The 18272-nt window shown below is 64.2% G+C and carries 15 protein-coding genes; 10 read left to right on the forward strand and 5 right to left on the reverse strand.

Annotated features, from left to right (window positions below):
* Positions 1 to 20 precede the first annotated feature (20 nt).
* The 6 genes from aroA (at position 21) to FNA46_RS09225 (ending at position 6620) form a co-directional block, all read left to right on the forward strand.
* Positions 21 to 1292: a 3-phosphoshikimate 1-carboxyvinyltransferase gene (gene aroA, locus FNA46_RS09200; protein WP_143124895.1), complete on the forward strand. Its 1272-nt coding sequence runs from the start codon at positions 21 to 23 to the stop codon at positions 1290 to 1292.
* 4 nt (positions 1293 to 1296) lie between these two features.
* Positions 1297 to 3231: a DUF2207 domain-containing protein gene (locus FNA46_RS09205; RefSeq protein WP_143125023.1), complete on the forward strand. Its 1935-nt coding sequence runs from the start codon at positions 1297 to 1299 to the stop codon at positions 3229 to 3231.
* Positions 3232 to 3333: 102 nt separating this feature from the next.
* Entirely contained in the window at positions 3334 to 5484 is a 2151-nt protein-coding gene (gene glyS, locus FNA46_RS09210; protein ID WP_143124896.1) for a glycine--tRNA ligase subunit beta, read from the forward strand.
* A 104-nt stretch (positions 5485 to 5588) separates the two neighbouring features.
* On the forward strand, positions 5589 to 5840 hold the full coding sequence (locus tag FNA46_RS09215; protein ID WP_143124897.1) for a type II toxin-antitoxin system ParD family antitoxin: 252 nt from the start codon (positions 5589 to 5591) through the stop codon (positions 5838 to 5840).
* A complete protein-coding gene (locus tag FNA46_RS09220) occupies positions 5833 to 6132 on the forward strand; it encodes a type II toxin-antitoxin system RelE/ParE family toxin (RefSeq protein ID WP_143124898.1) in 300 nt (99 codons plus the stop codon). Before FNA46_RS09215 ends, FNA46_RS09220 begins: the two co-directional genes overlap by 8 nt.
* Entirely contained in the window at positions 6129 to 6620 is a 492-nt protein-coding gene (locus FNA46_RS09225) for a 2-thiouracil desulfurase family protein (RefSeq protein ID WP_425468696.1), read from the forward strand. Before FNA46_RS09220 ends, FNA46_RS09225 begins: the two co-directional genes overlap by 4 nt.
* 63 nt (positions 6621 to 6683) lie before the next feature.
* Here the strand turns inward: FNA46_RS09225 and FNA46_RS09230 are convergent, their stop codons facing one another.
* The 4 genes from FNA46_RS09230 to FNA46_RS09245 form a co-directional block, all read right to left on the reverse strand.
* Entirely contained in the window at positions 6684 to 8507 is a 1824-nt protein-coding gene (locus tag FNA46_RS09230) for a methyl-accepting chemotaxis protein (protein WP_143124900.1), read from the reverse strand.
* A gap of 341 nt (positions 8508 to 8848) precedes the next feature.
* Positions 8849 to 9337, reverse strand: a complete 489-nt coding sequence (locus FNA46_RS09235) for a plant virulence effector HPE1-like domain-containing protein (RefSeq protein ID WP_143124901.1) — start codon at positions 9335 to 9337, stop codon at positions 8849 to 8851.
* A gap of 113 nt (positions 9338 to 9450) precedes the next feature.
* Positions 9451 to 10719 carry a phosphoribosylamine--glycine ligase gene (gene purD / locus FNA46_RS09240; protein WP_143124902.1) on the reverse strand — a complete coding sequence of 423 codons (1269 nt, stop codon included), beginning with the start codon at positions 10717 to 10719 and terminating at the stop codon, positions 9451 to 9453.
* 63 nt (positions 10720 to 10782) lie between these two features.
* Positions 10783 to 11280, reverse strand: a complete 498-nt coding sequence (locus FNA46_RS09245; protein WP_143124903.1) for a VOC family protein — start codon at positions 11278 to 11280, stop codon at positions 10783 to 10785.
* 195 nt (positions 11281 to 11475) lie between these two features.
* Between FNA46_RS09245 and FNA46_RS09250 the strand changes: the two genes are divergently transcribed.
* From FNA46_RS09250 to ubiA, 4 genes are all read left to right on the forward strand, one after another.
* Positions 11476 to 13794, forward strand: coding sequence for a Tex family protein (locus FNA46_RS09250; protein WP_143124904.1), 2319 nt, complete (start codon positions 11476 to 11478; stop codon positions 13792 to 13794).
* A 158-nt stretch (positions 13795 to 13952) separates the two neighbouring features.
* Entirely contained in the window at positions 13953 to 15227 is a 1275-nt protein-coding gene (locus FNA46_RS09255; RefSeq protein ID WP_143124905.1) for a cyclopropane fatty acid synthase, read from the forward strand.
* Between the two features lie 81 nt (positions 15228 to 15308).
* Positions 15309 to 16118 (forward strand): MipA/OmpV family protein, encoded by an 810-nt coding sequence (locus tag FNA46_RS09260; protein ID WP_143124906.1) that lies wholly within the window; start codon positions 15309 to 15311, stop codon positions 16116 to 16118.
* A 307-nt stretch (positions 16119 to 16425) separates the two neighbouring features.
* On the forward strand, positions 16426 to 17388 hold the full coding sequence (gene ubiA / locus FNA46_RS09265) for a 4-hydroxybenzoate octaprenyltransferase (RefSeq protein WP_143124907.1): 963 nt from the start codon (positions 16426 to 16428) through the stop codon (positions 17386 to 17388).
* 113 nt (positions 17389 to 17501) lie between these two features.
* On the opposite strand, the gene FNA46_RS09270 is transcribed toward ubiA, so the two are convergent.
* Positions 17502 to 18068, reverse strand: a complete 567-nt coding sequence (locus FNA46_RS09270; RefSeq protein ID WP_143124908.1) for a DUF6101 family protein — start codon at positions 18066 to 18068, stop codon at positions 17502 to 17504.
* Positions 18069 to 18272 lie beyond the last annotated feature (204 nt).

The following is an 18272-nucleotide window of genomic DNA, read 5'->3' on the forward strand; positions in this document are numbered from 1 at the left end:
CGGCGCCAGCCGAGATCGACATGACCACCACTGACAAACTGACCATGCACCCGGTGACCGCGCCCCTGAAGGGCCGTGTCAGCCCGCCGGGTTCCAAGTCCATCACCAACCGCGCCCTGCTGCTGGCCGGTCTTGCCCGCGGCACCAGCCGCCTGACGGGCGCGCTGAAGAGCGATGACACCCGCTACATGGCGGAGGCGCTGCGCGCCATGGGCGTGACGGTGGAAGAACCGGATGCGACCACCTTCGTGGTGACGGGCACCGGCGAACTGAAGGCGCCCGCCGCGCCGCTCTTCCTCGGCAATGCCGGCACCGCGACCCGTTTCCTCACGGCGGCCGTCGCCAGCGTTGACGGCACCGTGGTGGTCGATGGCGACGAGCACATGCGCAAGCGGCCGATCGGCCCGCTGGTCGTTGCCCTGCGCTCGCTCGGCATTGCGGCGGATGCGCCGACCGGCTGCCCGCCGGTGACGGTCAAGGGCAATGGCCATTTCGGCACCGGCCGCGTCGAGATCGATGCGAACCTCTCCAGCCAGTATGTGTCGGCTCTGCTGATGGCCGCGCCGCTCGCACCGAAGGGCGCGAACCGGCCCGTCACGATTGCGCTCAGCGGCGCCGAGATCGGCGCGCGCGGCTATGTGGATCTGACGCTGGATGCCATGCGGGCCTTCGGCGCCAGGGTGGAGCAACTGGATGCGGCCAACTGGAAGGTCGAGCCGACCGGCTATACCGCGACCGATTTCCACATCGAGCCGGATGCCTCCGCCGCCACCTATCTGTGGGGCGCCGAAGTGCTGACGGGCGGCGCGATCGATATCGGCACGCCGGCCGCCGCGTTTACCCAGCCCGATGCCCGCGCCCATGCGGTGATTTCCGCCTTCCCGCACATGCCGGCCGTGATCGACGGCAGCCAGATGCAGGATGCGATCCCGACGATTGCGGTGCTGGCCGCCTTCAACGAGACGCCCGTGCGTTTCGTCGGGATATCCAATCTGCGCGTCAAGGAATGCGACCGCATCCGGGCGCTCTCCACCGGCCTGAATAACATTCGCGCGGGGCTGGCAACGGAGGAGGGTGATGACCTCTTGGTTGCGTCCGATCCGGGGCTTGCCGGCCAGCATCTGCCGGCCGAGATCGACACCTTCGCCGATCATCGCATCGCCATGAGCTTTGCGCTGGCCGGCCTCAAGATCGACGGCATCACCATTCTCGATCCGGCCTGTGTCGGCAAGACCTATCCCCAGTACTGGGATGCGCTTGCCTCGCTCGGCGTCGGCTTCGACCGGTCCTGACGCCATGCGGGCGGGGCTCTCGCAGGCAGGCTTGCTGCTCGCCCTGCTGCTGACCCTGCTTTTCGGCGCGGCGGCCGGAACGGCCGTCGCTGCCGAGATGATCGAAAGCTACCGCTCGGACATCGATCTCTCCCGTGACGGCACCGTGACCGTCACGGAGGTCATCACGGTCAATGCGGAGGGTCGCGAGATCAGGCGCGGCATTTTTCGCGATTTTCCGCTCTTCCTGCAGGATGCCAATGGTCGCCTGCAGCGGGTCGGATTCGAGGTTCTGTCCGTTGCGCGCGACGGGGCGCCGGAAGAGTGGCATACGGAAACCATCGAGGGCGGCCTGCGCATCTTCATGGGCTCTTCCGAGCGGCTGCTCTCTCCCGGTCGCCACACCTATGAGCTGACCTATCGCACCGACCGGCAGGTGCGCTATTTCCCCGACCACGAGGAATTCTACTGGAACGTGACCGGCACCGGCTGGATCTTTCCGATCAACCGGGCCTCTGCCGTCGTCAGCCTGCCGCCAGGTGTCTCCGCCACGGACACGACGGTCTATACCGGGCGGCAGGGATCGCGCGAGAAGAATGCCCGCATCGGCAGCAGCGCGACCGCGCCGCGCTTCGAGACCATCCGTCCGCTGGGGCCCCGGGAAGGGCTCACCATCGTCATCGCTGTTCCCAAGGGCTCGATCGCGCCGCCTTCCAGGGCGCAGCAGCGCGACTGGTTCCTGCGCGACAACCTCAACCTGATCATCGGCTTCGCCGGGCTTGCGATCGTCACCCTCTATTACGTCTGGTGCTGGCGTCGCGTCGGCCGTGATCCGCCGAAGGGCGTGGTGGTGCCGCGCTGGGATGCGCCGGACGGTCTTTCGCCGGCGCTTGTGAACTACGTGCACAACAGGGGCTTCTCCGGCGCCGGATGGGAGGCGCTCTCTGCCAGCTTCATCGAACTGGCCGTCAAGGGCCATGTCACGCTGGAGGATCTCGACAGCCGCATCGTCGTGCGCCGTACCGACAGACCGCTGACGGAAACCTTGCCGGCGGGGCAGGCCGTGCTGATGCGCGATCTCGGCGGCCCCGGCAGCACCTTCGTGATCGACAGGGATAATGGCGAGCGCGTGCAGACCGTGGCGCGCAATTTCCGCTCGGCCATCGAGAAGGAGCATCGCGGCCGCTACTACCGTCGCAATCTCGGTCCTGTGATCGGCGGGGCGTTGGTCAGCCTTCTCGTGCTCGGTGTCCTGCTCGTTTTCGGCAATGTGCACCCGGACAGCGTCGTGGCGCTCGCCGTTCCGGCTGTTGGCGGGGTGATATGGGGCCGTGCCGCGGTCAGCGCGGCCAGGGCCTTCATGCGCCGCCGCACCCTCTTCCTGCGGCTGATGGCGGCGATCGGCTTTGCCATCGTCGGCTTTATCGCGCTGAGCGCGGCCGGCTTCTTCGCCGTCAGTATTCTCGACAGCATCGACAATGGCGAATGGCCGGTCTTCGTCTCGGTCGGTGGTCTTTTCCTCGTCAACGGGCTGTTCTTCGTGCTGATGGGGGCGCCGACGCCGCTGGGCGCCCGGCTGATGGCCGGCATCGCGGGGCTGGAACTCTATCTGACGCTGGCGGAAAGGGATCGTCTCAACATGGCCGGCGCGCCAAAGATGTCGCCGCAGCATTTCGAAACCCTGCTGCCTTATGCGGTGGCGCTCGGGGTGGAAAGGCCATGGAGCGACGCCTTCAATCGCTGGCTGGCGACGGCGGCTGCCGGGGCTGCCGCCTATCAGCCGGTCTGGTATCATGGCGGATCGATCGGCGATTTCGGGTCCGGCATCGGCGCGTTCTCGTCCTCCATGGCCTCCAGCATTGCGTCCACCATCCCGCAAACCTCCTCGTCCTCATCCTCCGGCTTTTCCGGCGGCTCGTCCGGCGGCGGGGGCGGCGGGGGCGGGGGAGGCGGCTGGTAAGTCGTCATTGTCCCATCAGCGCACTCGGCTTTTCGAGTGACAAGCGCCGTCTGGCTTGCTAAGTCCGCCGCAGCCTGAACAACCAGCAAAAAGCCAATTTCCATGCCTGATCTTCTGCTCGAACTTCGCTCCGAAGAGATTCCTGCCCGCATGCAGCGCAAGGCTGCCGGCGACCTGAAGAAGCTCGTCACCGATGCGCTGGTGGAAGCGGGTCTGACCTATGAGGGCGCGCGCGAATACTGGACACCGCGCCGCCTGACGCTGGATATCCGTGGCCTCACCGCCCGCTCCGCCGATCAGCGTGAGGAGATCAAGGGCCCTTCCACCAAGGCGCCGGAACAGGCCGTGCAGGGCTTTCTGCGTAAGGCGGGGCTTGCTGCGGTGTCGGAGGCGCAGGTCGTTTCCGATCCGAAGAAGGGCGATTTCTATGTGGCCGTCGTCACCAAGCCCGGCCGGCCGGCGGAAGAAATCATCGGCGAGGTGATGCCCGGCATCATCCGCGCCTTCCCATGGCCCAAAAGCATGCGCTCCGGTGCCGCCTCGATGCCGAAGGGCATGCGCTTCGGCGGCATCGACGGCAAAGGCTCCGAAAGCCTGCGCTGGGTGCGCCCGCTGCAATCCATCGTCTGCCTGTTCGGGCCGGAGCATGACGAGACGCAGGTGATCCCTTTCGAGGTGGATGGCATCGTCGCATCGAACATCACCTATGGCCACCGCTTCCATGCGCCCGACGCCATCACCGTGCGCCGCTTCGACGACTACGTGACGAGCCTTGAAAAAGCGAAGGTGATGCTGGATGCCGAGCGCCGCAAGGATGTGATCCTGCATGATGCGCGCGATCTCGCCTTCGCAAGCGGCCTCGATCTCGTGGAAGACGAAGGCCTGCTGGAGGAAGTCTCCGGCCTTGTCGAATGGCCGCATGTGCTGATGGGCACCTTCGAGGAAGAGTACCTCGCGATCCCGGCCGAAATCATCCGCCTGACGATCAAGACGAACCAGAAATGTTTCGTCACGCGCCGCCAAGGCGGCGAGGGCCTGTCGAACCGCTTCATCCTCATCTCCAACATCGAGGCGAAGGATGGCGGCCAGGAAATCATTCACGGCAACGGCAAGGTCGTGCGCGCCCGCCTGTCGGATGCCAAGCATTTCTGGACGCGCGACCAGGGCAACCTGCCGGATCTCGACACGCTGAAGGCCGCTGCCGAAAAATTCGGCCTGGACCTGAAGAAGCCGCTCGACCAGCGCATGGCCAAGCTCGACGCGCTGAACGTCACCTTCCATGCCAAGCTCGGCACGCAAGGGCAGCGCGTGGCCCGTATCCGGGCGCTTGCTGCCAAGCTCGCGCCGCTGGTCGGTGCCGATCCGGCGCTTGTCGATCGTGCCGTGGTGCTGGCCAAGGCCGACCTGCGCACCGAAGCCGTCGGCGAGTTTCCGGAACTGCAGGGCCTGATGGGCCGCAAATATGCGGTTCTGCAGGGCGAGCCGGACGAGGTGGCGGCCGCCATCGAAGATCATTACAAGCCGCAAGGTCCCTCCGACCGCCTGCCGGAAGGCAAGGTGGGCCTCACCGTGGCGCTCGCCGACAAACTCGATACGCTCGTTGGCTTCTGGTCGATCGACGAAAAGCCGACCGGTTCCAAGGACCCTTATGCGCTGCGCCGCGCCGCGCTCGGCGTCGTTCGCATCCTGATGGAGCGCAAGGTGCGGTTGCGGCTGCTCTCGATCATCGGCGATGCCGACCTGCTCTCCTTCTTCCACGACCGCCTGAAAGTCTATCTGCGCGATATGGGCGCCCGTCATGACCTGATCGATGCCGTGCTGACGCCGGCGGCCGACGACCTGCTGCTGGTGGCGCGTCGCGTCGAGGCGCTGACGGCCTTCATCACGTCGGAGGATGGCAAGAACCTGCTGGCCGGCACCAAGCGCGCCACCCAGCTTCTCGCCGCCGAGGAGAAGAAGGGCGCCGTGGTTGCCGATGGCGTGTCCGACGAACTGCTGATGCTTGAGGCCGAAAAGGCGCTCTACACCGCCGTGCGCGCCGCCTCCGCCAAGGCCTCCGATGCCATCGTGCAGGAGGATTTCCGCTCGGCCATGGAAGCGCTCTCCACGCTGCGCGGCCCGGTGGACCGCTTCTTCGAAGAGGTTCTGGTCAACGACGAAAACCCGGCCATCCGCGCCAACCGTCTCGCCCTTCTTTATGCCGTGCGTGAAGCGACCGGCACCGTGGCGGATTTTTCGAAGATCGCCGGCTGAGTGTTGCATGACCCCGCTTCGGCGGGGTCTTTTGCTTCCACCTTCCTGTTTGTCGGCGTCGTATGTTACATTTGGCCCGTCAGGTTCAACGCTGGACGCTTCCGATGAACAAGCCCTTTCACATCATCCTGGATGAACCGCTTGATCGCTTCGTCGATGAGCAGGTGGAAAGCGGGCGTTTTTCTTCCCCGCAGCAGGTCGTCGAAGCAGGCCTGCGGCTGCTGGAGGAAGAGCAGGCAAAGCTGGAAGGCTTGCGCAAGGCCTTGATCGAGGGTGAGAACAGCGGTCCTTCCGTCGCTTTTGACCCGGAAGAGCTGATGGCCGCTGCGCGGGCGAGATGGAAGAGCCATGGCTGAGGTCCGCCTCAGTGCTGCCGCGCGGCAGGATTTCCTCGATATCGGCGACCAGACGCGGGATCGATGGTCCGAAGCCCAGGCCGAGCGTTATCTGAACCAGATCCTGGAAACGATCGCGGAGATTGGCCGCCATCCCCTTGCAGGCGCAGAGGTCAGCTGGGTTCGTGCCGGTTACCGTCGGCGACGGACGGGCTCCCATCTGATCTTCTATGTCATCCGCGGGGACGACTTCATCGACGTGGTTCGTATCCTGCACGAACGCTCCGACGTGCCGCGCCAACTGGATGTGTGACCATCATGCGCGCCAACATCCTCATCAGCGCCTGCCTGCTCGGCCAGCCTGTCCGCTATGACGGGCGCGGTAAGCTTCTGTCGCATCCGGCGCTTGGCCGCTGGCAGGGGGAGGGGCGGCTGGTGTCCTTCTGCCCGGAACTGGCCGGCGGCATGGCCGTGCCGCGTCCGCCGGCGGAAATCGAGGCGGGCGGAACGGGCGAGGATGTGCTGGCCGGGCGTGCCCGCGTGCTGGAGGTGACCGGCGGCGACGTGACCGGGGTCTTCCTGGCGGGCGCCGAGAAGGCGCTCTCCTTTGCCCGCGAAAAAGAATGCGCCTATGCGCTGCTGATCGACGGCAGTCCGTCCTGCGGTTCGCTGGCGATCTATGATGGCAGCTTCTCCGGTGTGAAGCATGCGGGCCAGGGCGTTACCGCTGCTCTGTTGATGAGGGCCGGCATCGCCGTGTTTTCCGATCGGGAGATCGAGGCGCTGGCCGCCCTGACCTGACGATGTCGCAACAAAAAACGCCGGATTGCTCCGGCGTTTCTGATCCAAACGGAGAGGGCTTGTTTAGCCGGCCATCCGCATGCGCTGGCCCTGATGACCGCTCTGCTGGCTGGTGCGAAAACCGCGGATCAGCTCCAGCAGGTCGCCGGTGTCGTTGGCCAGCACTTCCGCCGAGGCGGTGGTTTCCTCCGCCATGGCGGCATTCTGCTGCGTCGCCTGATCCAGCTGGTTGAGGGAGGAGGAGATGGACCGCAGCGTCGTATCCTGCTCCTGCGCGCTGTGGGCGATGCGCGAGACTACCGTGTTGGCGCCCTCGATCTGGCTGGAGATCCGCTTCAGCGCCTCGCCGGCCTGGGCCACCAGCTGCACGCCCTGTTCCACCTGGCCGGAGGAGCGGGAGATCTGGTCCTTGATCTCCTTGGCGGCGGCGGCGGAGCGCTGGGCAAGTTCGCGCACTTCCTGCGCCACCACTGCAAAGCCCTTGCCGCTCTCGCCGGCACGTGCGGCCTCGACACCGGCATTCAGGGCCAGCAGGTTGGTCTGGAAGGCAATCTCGTCGATCACCCCGATGATCTTCGTGATCTCGGACGAAGACTGCTCGATGCCGCTCATGGCGCTGATGGCCTGCTCGACGATCGAGTCGCTCTGTCGGGCTTCCGAACTGATCGTCTGCACGCGCTGGGCTGCCTCTTTGGCCCCGTCGGCGGTCTGTCGCACTGCCACCGTCAGTTCGTCCAGCGCCGCGGAGGTTTCCTCCAGATTGGCCGCCTGGCGCTCGGTGCGCTGGGCAAGCTCGCTCGAGGCACGGCGGATCTCTTCCTTGGAAACGCCGATGTCATTGCCCTTCAGGTTGACGCGGGCCATGGCCTGCTCGAGGCGCGACAGCGCGTCGTCGAAATTGTGGCGCAGGCCTTCATACTTGGCTCCCAGGTCTCCGCAGCGCACCGTCAGGTCGCCCTGCGCCAGACGCTCGAGCGCCGAACCGATGGTGGCCACCACATGCGCCTGGGCGCGGGCTTCCTCGCGCTGCATGTCGATGCCGCGCTCGCGTTCGCTCTGCAACTCCTGCTCCTGCTGCTTCTGGCGTTCGGCCAGCGCATGGCGCTCGCGGATCTTTTCCTGAAGAGACTGCGTGGCCTTGGCCATCATGCCCACTTCATTGCTCATGTCGGTGTGAGGAATGGCGACCGAAACATTTTCGTCCGCAACCGCATTCAGCGCGTTGTGAATGGAGTTCAGCGGGCGGGTGATGCCGCGAATGATGTAATAGGCGCCTGCCAGTGCCATCAGGAACAGAACTGCGGATACGCCGACGATCCGGATGATCGTATCCCTGATATCGGCACGCAGGTCATCGGTATAAAGCCCGGTGATCAGCACGATCTGCCAGGGCTGGAATACCTTGGCATAGACGGCCTTCGGATAGCTGTAGTCATTGGGGTCCTTGCCGGGCTTCGGGCCGATGAACTCCACATAGCCGCCGCCAGCGCGACCCAGCTTGACGATTTCGTCACGATACATGAACCCGTTGGCATCCGGCTTTCCCTTGGCCGAGGTTCCGACGATCTTGGGGTTCGGGTGGAAAACGATGGTCACGTCGAAGTCATAGGCGGTGAAATAGCCATCCGGTTCGAAGCGCAGCGAGACCAGCTGTTCGTAGGCCCGCTTCTTTGCCTCTTCCAGCGTGAACTCGCCCTTGGTGGCCCGCTCGTTGTACCCCTGAAGGATGGAGAGCCCCGTCTCCACCTGGGTTCGCAGCATCTCGTAACGCTCATGATAGATGGCGTTGGTGGAGGAGCGAATCTGGACGAAGGTGATGACCGCGAAGGTCGCCAGCATGGCTCCGACCAGGATGAAGAGCTGATGCGAGATTCTGAGGTTTTTCATGAGTGTACCGTCGTTGATGCCACCCCGAAACAGTCACGGGTTCTGACGTCGTTGCAGGAAAGGGAAACGCGCGGCGCGTCCTGCGCCCGACGGATACTGCACCGTACCCCACGATATTATGGCCCGGAATGCTAAACGTTTTTATAATGGGCTAACCTGTTGTTTGTGATGGACTGACAGAACGACTGGCGTACGCACTTGGTATAAGTTCGTCTGCCTGTCGACAGAATGCCCAAGGCAGGTCGTGGTATTACACTTCAGCCTGTCAGCCCTTTTCCACGCAACGGGTTATCGAACGACGGTGGCGGTGCCTGTGTCTGCGCGGTGCAACAGGTCTTCGTTCACCGGCCGGGTCGCAGCCTGTAGGTGGAAAAATCCGGCGCGAGTTCTGTCGTCGTCGCTTTTGCGGGGTGAGCGCCCGCACCCCCGTCGCTGAGGGCGGCCGTGGTTCCGGCATCGACACCATCGCCGTTTACGGGGAGGGCTGGCGCCTTGCGCAGCGCCATCAGCCGTTCCTCCTCATGGATGAACAACGGGTTGAGGCTGACGAAGGTGACGGGCGAGCCGCCCATCCAGGCCTCGGTCCGCTCCAGCGCCTTTTGCCCCTGTCGATCGGTGATGCGCAGGATCTGCCCGTTTCGCGGCAGGCCGAGGCGTTCGATCGAGGGGCTCGGCGGGTTGGTCTCGACGGGTCCGGTGCAGCCGGTGCAGCCAAGCGCGACAAGGCTCGGCGGATTGCCGGGCGGTTTCGTGGCCAACCTCTCGATGGACGAGGCGAGCGCCGGTTCCGTGACGAGCACGGACAAAAACAGCAGGGCATTGCGAAGCATGGCAGCACCTCTCCTCGGATGAGGAGGGCAAGGCTAGCCGCCTTTCCTTTCCAGCCTGTCAGGAAAGGCGGTTAAGCGCGGGTTAACGCGCCGCCGCCTGAGCCCGCAGCGGCTTATGCCTCGCGCTCGATGGCACGCCAGCCGATGTCGCGACGGCAGAAGCCGTTCTCCCATGAGACCCGGTCCACCAGGCCATAAGCGCGCGCCTGCGCCTCTGCCACCGTCCGGCCCATGGCGGTCAGGTTCAGCACGCGGCCGCCGGTCGCGACCAGCTGGCCGTCCTTCAGCGCCGTGCCGGCATGGAACACCTTGGCGCCCTCTTCGGCCTCGGGCAGGGCAGTGATCGGTGTGCCCTTCTCGTAGGCGCCGGGATAGCCCTTCGAGGCCATCACCACCGTCAGTGCCGTCTCGTCGTGCCATTCGGCCGTCACCTGGTCCAGCGTGCCGGTGGCGGCGGCAAAGAGGATCGGCAGCAGATCGCTCTTCAGCCGCATCATCAGCACCTGGGTTTCCGGATCGCCGAAGCGCACATTGTATTCGATGAGTTCCGGCCCCTTGGCAGTGATCATCAGACCGGCGAAGAAGACGCCGGTGAACGGATGGCCGCTGTCGGCCATGCCGCGAATGGTCGGCTCGATGATCTCCGCCATCGTCCGCGCCACCATGGAAGACGTCATCACGGGGGCGGGGGAATAGGCGCCCATGCCGCCGGTGTTCGGGCCCGTATCACCATCGCCGACGCGCTTGTGGTCCTGCGCGGTGGCGAGCGCCAGCGCCGTTTTGCCGTCGGACAGGCAGAAGAAGCTCGCCTCCTCGCCGTCCAGATAGGCTTCGACAACCACCTCGGCACCGGCCGCACCAAAGGCGCCGGCAAAGCAGTCGTCGACGGCAAACAGCGCCTCGTCCAGCGTCATCGCCACCGTCACGCCCTTGCCGGCGGCAAGGCCGTCGGCCTTGACGACGATCGGTGCGCCCTGTTCTCGGATATAGGCCTTGGCGGGCTCGGCCTCGGTGAAGCGCTGGTAGGCGCCGGTCGGAATGCCGTAGCGGGCGCAGATGTCCTTGGTGAACCCCTTGGACCCTTCCAGCTGGGCGGCGGCCTTTGACGGACCGAACACCACGAAGCCTTCAGCCCGCAGATCGTCGGCAATGCCCGCCACCAGCGGCGCTTCCGGCCCGACGACCACGAAATCGATTGCCGTGTCGCGGCAGAAGGCGATGACGGCTGCATGATCCTCGACATTGAGGGCAACGCATTCTGCCACCTCTGCGATGCCGGGATTGCCGGGGGCGGCGTAGAACCTGGTCAGCTTGGGCGACTGCGCCAGCTTCCAGGCCAGAGCATGCTCGCGTCCCCCGGACCCAATCAGAAGAACCTTCACGTCTTTCCCCTTTTGCCATCGCCACCGGATGTCCTGCGCGGTTAAGGGGAGGAGGGCAAAAGGTCAAGCAGCCTTTCCGTCCGTATTGCGACGATGTGCCCTCCAGGCCGAAAGCGGGCCGATTCCGAAGCCCTTGTCGGGTGACTCGTCGAGCATGTGGATCAACTCCAGCGAATGCCCGTCCGGGTCCTTGAAGTAAACCGACAAAGAAGGTGCCCAGCCGATGACGACCGGCTCCTCGGCGGGATTGCCGTGGAAGTCGAGCGGTTCGATCCCGCTGCTTCGCAGTGTTTCGCATGCCGTCATCACGGCCTCTTGTTCCATGCGGAAGGCGAAGTGAAGTCGCATCTGTAAAGGACCGGTTCCAACCTGCCACAGCCCCAACATTCCCATCTCCCTTCGTCCGACCCAGAAGAAAGCAATCTGGCGTTCGGAGATCTCGGTTGCCAGCTCGAGGCCCAGCCGGTCGCGATAGAAGGCGATCGAGCGGCCGAGATCCCTCACCGGCAGATGGGTTTCATAGACGCCGGTGATGCTCGTGGCGATGGGTTCGGATTGCATGTCTGTCTCCCAGAATAATGTCTGCGAGCATCTTGATAGAACCTCAACCATGGTTGAGATCAACACCTTTTTTACATGTCCTCACGCTCCATCGACCCACCGCCGCAACGCGCAGATGTGGATGGCGGGTCGTGGCCATTGCCTTGACATCATCGATGAGTACAGTCGCGTACCCTTCAAGGACCAGGAATGAAAATGGCCGCCGACATCAAATCCATCGCCGCAACCATTGCCGCCGAGATCAATGCCCGCCCGGACCAGGCGGTCGCTGCCATCGGCCTTCTGGACGAGGGGGCCACGGTGCCCTTCATCGCCCGCTACCGCAAGGAAGTGACGGGCGGGCTGGACGATACGCAGCTGCGCAATCTTGCCGAGCGGCTCGTCTATCTGCGCGAACTGGAGGCGCGCCGGACCTCGATCGTCGAGAGCATCAACAGCCAGGGCAAGATGACCGACGAACTGGCGGTGAAGCTTCAGCGCGCCGCCACCAAGGCGGAGCTGGAAGACCTCTACCTGCCCTACAAGCCGAAGCGCCGGACCAAGGCGGAGATTGCCCGCGAGCGGGGGCTCGGGCCGCTCGCCGATGCGATCTGGGCTGACCGCGCCGCCGATCCGCAGGCGCTTGCCTCTGCCTATCTCTCGGCGGAGGTTGCCGATGTGAAGGCGGCGCTCGAGGGCGCACGCGACATCGTGGCCGAAACCATCACCGAGAATGCCGATCTTCTGGGCCGCCTGCGCCAGTACATGCGCGACACTTCCACACTTCGGGCCAGGGTGGTGGATGGCAAGCAGGACGCAGGCGCCAAGTTTGCCGACTATTTCGATCATTCCGAACGCTGGGCAACGACGCCCGGCCACCGCGCGCTTGCCATGCTGCGCGGCTGGAACGAGGAAGTGCTGACGCTGACCATCGAGGTGGATCAGGACGATCCGTCGCCGATCAAGCCGACCCAGCGCATGATCGCCGCCGCTTTCCAGATCGGCGACAAGGGACCGGCCGACCGCTGGCTGATGGAGGTCGCCGGCTGGACCTGGCGCGTCAAGCTCTCCATGTCGCTGTCGCTCGATCTGATGCGCGAATTGCGCGAACGCTCGGAGGAGGAGGCGATCCGGGTTTTTGCCCGCAATCTCAAGGATCTGCTGCTGGCGGCACCTGCCGGCTCGCGCGCCACCATGGGGCTCGATCCCGGCATCCGCACCGGCGTCAAGGTGGCGGTGGTCGATGGCACCGGCAAGCTGGTGGAGACGACGACCGTCTATCCCTTCCCGCCGAAGAACGACGTGCGCGGCACGCAGGCGGAACTTGCCAGCCTCATCCGCAAGCACAAGGTGGACCTGATCGCCATCGGCAACGGCACCGGCAGCCGCGAGACGGAAAAACTGGTGGCGGACATGCTGGCACAGCTGCCCGCAGGACCGAAGCCCACCAAGGTCATCGTGTCGGAAGCGGGCGCGTCCGTCTATTCCGCCTCCGAACTGGCGGCGGCGGAATTCCCGAATCTCGATGTCTCGCTGCGCGGCGCCGTCTCCATCGCGCGCCGCCTGCAGGACCCGCTGGCGGAACTCGTCAAGATCGAGCCGAAATCCATCGGCGTTGGCCAGTACCAGCACGATGTCGATCAGGGCAAACTGTCCCGCTCGCTGGATGCGGTGGTGGAAGATGCGGTGAACGCGGTCGGCGTCGATCTCAACACCGCCTCCTCGCCGCTTCTGGCGCGCGTTGCCGGCCTCAGCCGCTCGATTGCCGATGCCATCGTCATTCACCGCGACCAGAACGGCCCGTTCGAAAGCCGGAAAGAGCTGCTCAAGGTGTCCCGCCTCGGCGCCCGCACCTTCGAACAGTGCGCCGGTTTCCTGCGTATTCCGAACGGCAAGGAGCCGCTCGATGCCTCGGCCGTCCACCCGGAAGCCTATGGCGTGGCGAAGAAGATCGTGGCTGCCTGCGGCCGCGACCTGCGTTCCCTGATGGGCGACAGCGCCGCGCTGAAGAAGCTCGATCCGCGTCAGTTCGTTGATGAGCAGTTCGGCCTGCCGACGGTGAAGGATATTCTTTCCGAACTCGAAAAGCCGGGCCGCGACCCGCGCCCCAGCTTCAAGACGGCCACCTTTGCGGAGGGCGTCAACGAGATCGAGGATCTGAAGCCCGGCATGCTTTTGGAAGGCACAGTGACAAACGTCGCAGCCTTCGGCGCCTTCGTCGATATCGGCGTGCATCAGGATGGGCTTGTCCACGTCTCCCAGCTTGCCGACCGCTTCGTCAAGGACCCGCATGAGGTGGTCAAGGCCGGCGATGTGGTGAAGGTGCGCGTGGTCGAGGTGGATGTAAAGCGCAAGCGCATCGGGCTCACCATGCGCAAGGATGGCGGCGAGGCCGCGCCCGCGTCGATGCGCGAAAACCGGGCCCCGGGCGGCGGCAATCCCATGCGTCATGCGCAGGCAAAACCGCAAAAGAGCGAGGGCAGCCAGCTCGGCGGGCTCGGCGCGGCTCTGGCCGAGGCCATGAAGAAGCGCTGATCAATCCGGCCTCGTCACGGGAGAGGGAGGCTGCCGGCGTCGGTTCGGCAGCCTTTTTCAACGCGGCCATTCCGTGGCAAAATTGTGCTTGTCTCCTGCGCGCAAGGGACTAGTTTCTTCCGGAATAGTAAGGGTGCCTTAGTATCTCGGAGGTAATGATGGCCTCATCCTTGCGTCTTCTGGTGGCAAAAATCATCAAGATCGGAACGCTCACCGTCCGGGGACCGGCGGGCGAGCAACGGTTCGGAGGCGGAGGAGGGCGCAGCGTCACGCTGCGCTTCACCGATGATGCGGCCGAGGCGGAACTGGCCGCCGATCCAGCCCTGAAGCTCGGCGAGCTTTACATGGATGGCCGCCTGATCGTCGAAGAGGGCGACATCTACGATTTCCTGGCGCTTGTGAAGGAAAACACGCTGAGCGAAGGGCTGACCTTCGGCATGCTGTGGCGGGGGCTCGCGCGCATCGCCGTCTCGCTGTTCCGCAACCGGGTTCCCATCAACCACAATCGCCGCAACGTCGCCCATCACTATGATCTGGACGAGCACCTGTTCGCGCTCTTTCTCGATCCGGACTGGCAGTATTCCTGCGCCTATTTCCATCCGCCGGGCATCTCGCTCGAAGAGGCGCAGCTTGCCAAGAAGCGCCATATTGCCGCGAAACTGCTGCTTCGGCCCAGCCAGCGGGTGCTGGAAATCGGCTCTGGCTGGGGCGGCATGGCGATGTATCTGTCCGAGGCCGCCGGCGTCGATGTCACCGGTATCACGCTCAGTCAGGAGCAGCTGAAGATTTCGAGAGAGCGGGCGCAACAGCGCAATCTCGCCGAAAAGGTGCGCTTCCAGCTGCAGGATTATCGCACCTACCGGCCGGCGGAGCGTTTCGACCGCATCGTCTCGGTCGGCATGTTCGAGCATGTCGGGCGCACCAATTATCGCAACTTCTTCCGCAAGGTGAACCAGTTTCTGGCCGATGACGGGGTGATGGTGCTGCACTCGATCGGCCAGCCGAGCGTCAGCTACGTCACCAATCCCTTCATCGAGAAATATATCTTCCCCGGCGGCTACATTCCGGCCCTGTCGGAAGTGTTGCCGCACATCGAGCGCGCCGGCCTCCTGATCTCCGACATCGAGATCCTGCCGATGCATTATGCGCATACGCTGCACCACTGGCGGCAGCGGTTTCTGGCGCGCAAGGCGGATGCCGTAGCGCTTTATGATGAACGCTTCTTCCGCATGTGGGATTTCTATCTGGCGGGCTCCGAAATGGCCTTTACGCACGAGAATTTCTTCATTTTCCAGATCCAGCTGAAGAAATCGCGTGATGCCGTGCCGCATCAGCGTGATTATATTGCAATGCGAGAGGAAGAGCTGAAGAAGTTTGAGGCGAAAAGGCGCGCGCTGGAGCCTGTAGAGCTTATGCAGGGCTTAACAGTGTAGTTAACATTTCGGTAACGCGATCGAGTCTACTGTCCGGAATTGACTCATCCCGGTCAGTGTCTTGCGTTTCCGGAGTTTTTCATGTTCTTTTCCCGCGCGGCTTTCGTCGCTGTTTTTGCTTCTGTTTCCATGGCGGTGCCGGCGCGGGCCCAGGAGGGCCACTGGTGGAAGGACTGGTATCTGACGCTGGGCGGCATGGGGTTCCAGGCGCCAAAATATCAGGGCGACGACCGGAGGGGCCTCAGTTTCTCACCCGTGGTGGCGCTCGGGCGCGGCGAACGCCCGGCCTTCGTGTCGCGCAATGACAGTCCCTCGATGATGCTGCTCGGCGCCGGCGGTTTCCATGCGGGCGTCGTCGGGCGCTTCGTGCCCTCGCGGCGTGAAAGCCGCAGCGAGGATCTGCAGGGTCTCGGCTCGGTCAAGTGGGGGCTGGAAGCCGGTGGTTTTGCCGAGCTTTATCCGGTGGAGGGCGTCCGCGTGCGCGGCGAGGTGCGCCAGGGTATCCGCGCCCATGACGGCGTGGTGGCGGATCTGGCGCTCGACGGCTATTCGGATCTGGTGCCCGGCCTGCAGGTTTCCGGCGGTCCGCGGATCACCTTGGCGAGCAAGGGTTACCAGAAGACCTATTTCGGCGTCAGCGATGCCCAGTCGCTGGCCTCGGGCCTTGCGCCCGATGATCCGCAGGGCGGTCTGCATGCCATGGGGGTTGGCGCGGCCATATCGTGGAAAAGCACCGACCGGCTGACCATCGGTTCCTTTGCCGAATACCGGCGCCTGATGGGCGACGCGGCCGACAGCAGTCTGGTGCAGGAGCGTGGCTCGCGCAACCAGATCATGGTCGGCGTCTCCGCCACCTACACCTTCGGTTATGTGCCGGGGGCGGCCCCGTAAGGACCCGCCTGTCGGTTGCGGACCGTCCCGGACGTGGCGCTGATAAATGAAAGGGACGAAACCGCTCCCTGTTTTCTCGCCATAGAGCGGACGACAGCCTTTGCCCGCTTTCGCTGGACGTGCTCTGGCAGCACGACATAATCCGATCGTCGACATCTGTCATGGCTCATCGGAACGGGGGGAGGGGCATGACCTGCCATCACCTTCCGAAGGGCCGTGTGGCAAGGCCCAGCGCGGGCCGCCACTGGCGCCTGCTTGGTGCTTGCGACCGATTGCTTTTGACATCAAACCGCTTAGAACTTCGCCCATGAGCACATCGCACGATTTTCCGGGCCGCGTGGCCGACGCACCTTCCGACAACTTCGTCTACCGCGCCCTGCCGCGCGCGCTGTGGCCCTATGCACAGCTGGCGCGCTGGGACCGGCCGATCGGCTGGCAATTGCTGATGTGGCCGTGCTTCTGGTCCTCGGCGCTGGCGGCCAATGCCGATATGGGGCCGGATGGGGTCTTTTCGCTCAAGGTGAAGCTGTTTCACCTGTTCCTGTTCTTCCTCGGCGCGGTCGCCATGCGCGGCGCCGGCTGCACCTATAATGATATCGTCGATCACCGCATCGACATGGAAGTGGCGCGCACCCGATCGAGGCCGCTGCCCTCCGGCCGGGTCACGCGGCTGCAGGCGAAAATCTTCATGGTGCTGCAGGCGCTGGTCGGGCTTTTTGTGCTGCTGCAGTTCAACGGCTTCACCATCGGGCTTGGTCTTGCCTCGCTGCTCGTGGTCGCGATCTATCCCTTTGCCAAGCGCTTTACCGACTGGCCGCAGTTTTTTCTCGGTCTTGCCTTTTCCTGGGGGGCGCTGATGGGCTGGGCGGGCGTGTTCGGCAGCCTTTCCTTCGCACCGGTCTGGCTCTATGCCGCTGCGATCGCCTGGACCATCGGCTATGACACGATCTATGCGATGCAGGACCGCGAAGATGATGCGCTCGTCGGCGTGCGCTCTACCGCGCTTTTGTTCGGAGAGCATGCCAAGGCCTGGCTATCCGGCCTCTACGCGCTGACAGTGCTGTTCCTGCTGTTTGCCTTCATTGCCGGCCATGTTGCCTTCCTTGGCTATGTCGGCCTTCTCATCGTGGCGCTGATGCTCGCCTGGCAGGTACTGATCCTCGATATCGACAATCCGGACCAGTGTCTGAAGCTCTTCAAGTTCAATCACCCGGTTGGCGCGATGATCTTCCTTGTCCTCGTCGTGTCGCTCGTCACCCACAGCCGCTGACGGCCCCCCGTCTGAAACGCAAGAAGCCCGGGCAGGGATGCCGGGCTTCTTGGAATGGAGGTCGGTTCCCTTGGGGAGCCTCTCGGATGCGTGGCCAGTCGGCGGCCGGAGGATCAGCGACGCGCGATGATCTCCTTGCCTTCGATGCGCATCGCAACACCCAGGCTGCCGGTGGATCGGCGAACCAGGAAGCGCGGGCGGCGGGCTGCGAAATAGGAGTGGCGGCGGCGCGGCTTGGTGTCCTGCATGCGCACATCGCCGAGATGGTTTTCCAGCGGACGGGCAACGCCATCGGCTTCCACCATCAGCATGGGAATGTTGAAGGCATCGGACCAGCTGCGCCAGTCGGCTGCGATGTCGCACAGGTCGTGCGCCACCAGCAGCGGGATGCACAGGTCAGGATCGTCATGGTGCAGTTCGAGCGTCACGGTGACGTCGCCATTGCCATGGTCGATGGCGCGCGCCGCGACGCCCTTGAAGGCGCGGGCCGGAAGGGCAAAGGACAGCGGCAGGCCGCTGCCGGGGAGGATCTTGCGCAGGACTGCGCCCCGTTCGTCGATGGTGATGGTGACATCGCCGGCGGCGTCATGCAGCCCGTACGTGATCTGCTGGGGGAAACGCGTCGGGTCCAGTCGAAGCGTTGCACCTGCCCAAGAGGGTTTCAGAACCGTATTTGTCATCTCGAATGCTACCCTTGTTTTACCTGAGAGCCGTTTTCGATCTCTCGCGGGACTTTTGTCCTCTGATGGGCTGGAGCATAGGCGACCCCTTTCCAGAACCGCTTAAAAATTGCGGTTAAGAAATTCCTGCCTCCCCTGATGGTTAGCAAAGGTGAATCCGTCAGGGTTTCCTGAAGATGAACAAGGCTCGTTCTGGCCGGTCTC

The organism is Affinirhizobium straminoryzae (assembly GCF_007004135.1).
In the GTDB taxonomy this organism is placed as follows: domain Bacteria; phylum Pseudomonadota; class Alphaproteobacteria; order Rhizobiales; family Rhizobiaceae; genus Neorhizobium; species Neorhizobium straminoryzae.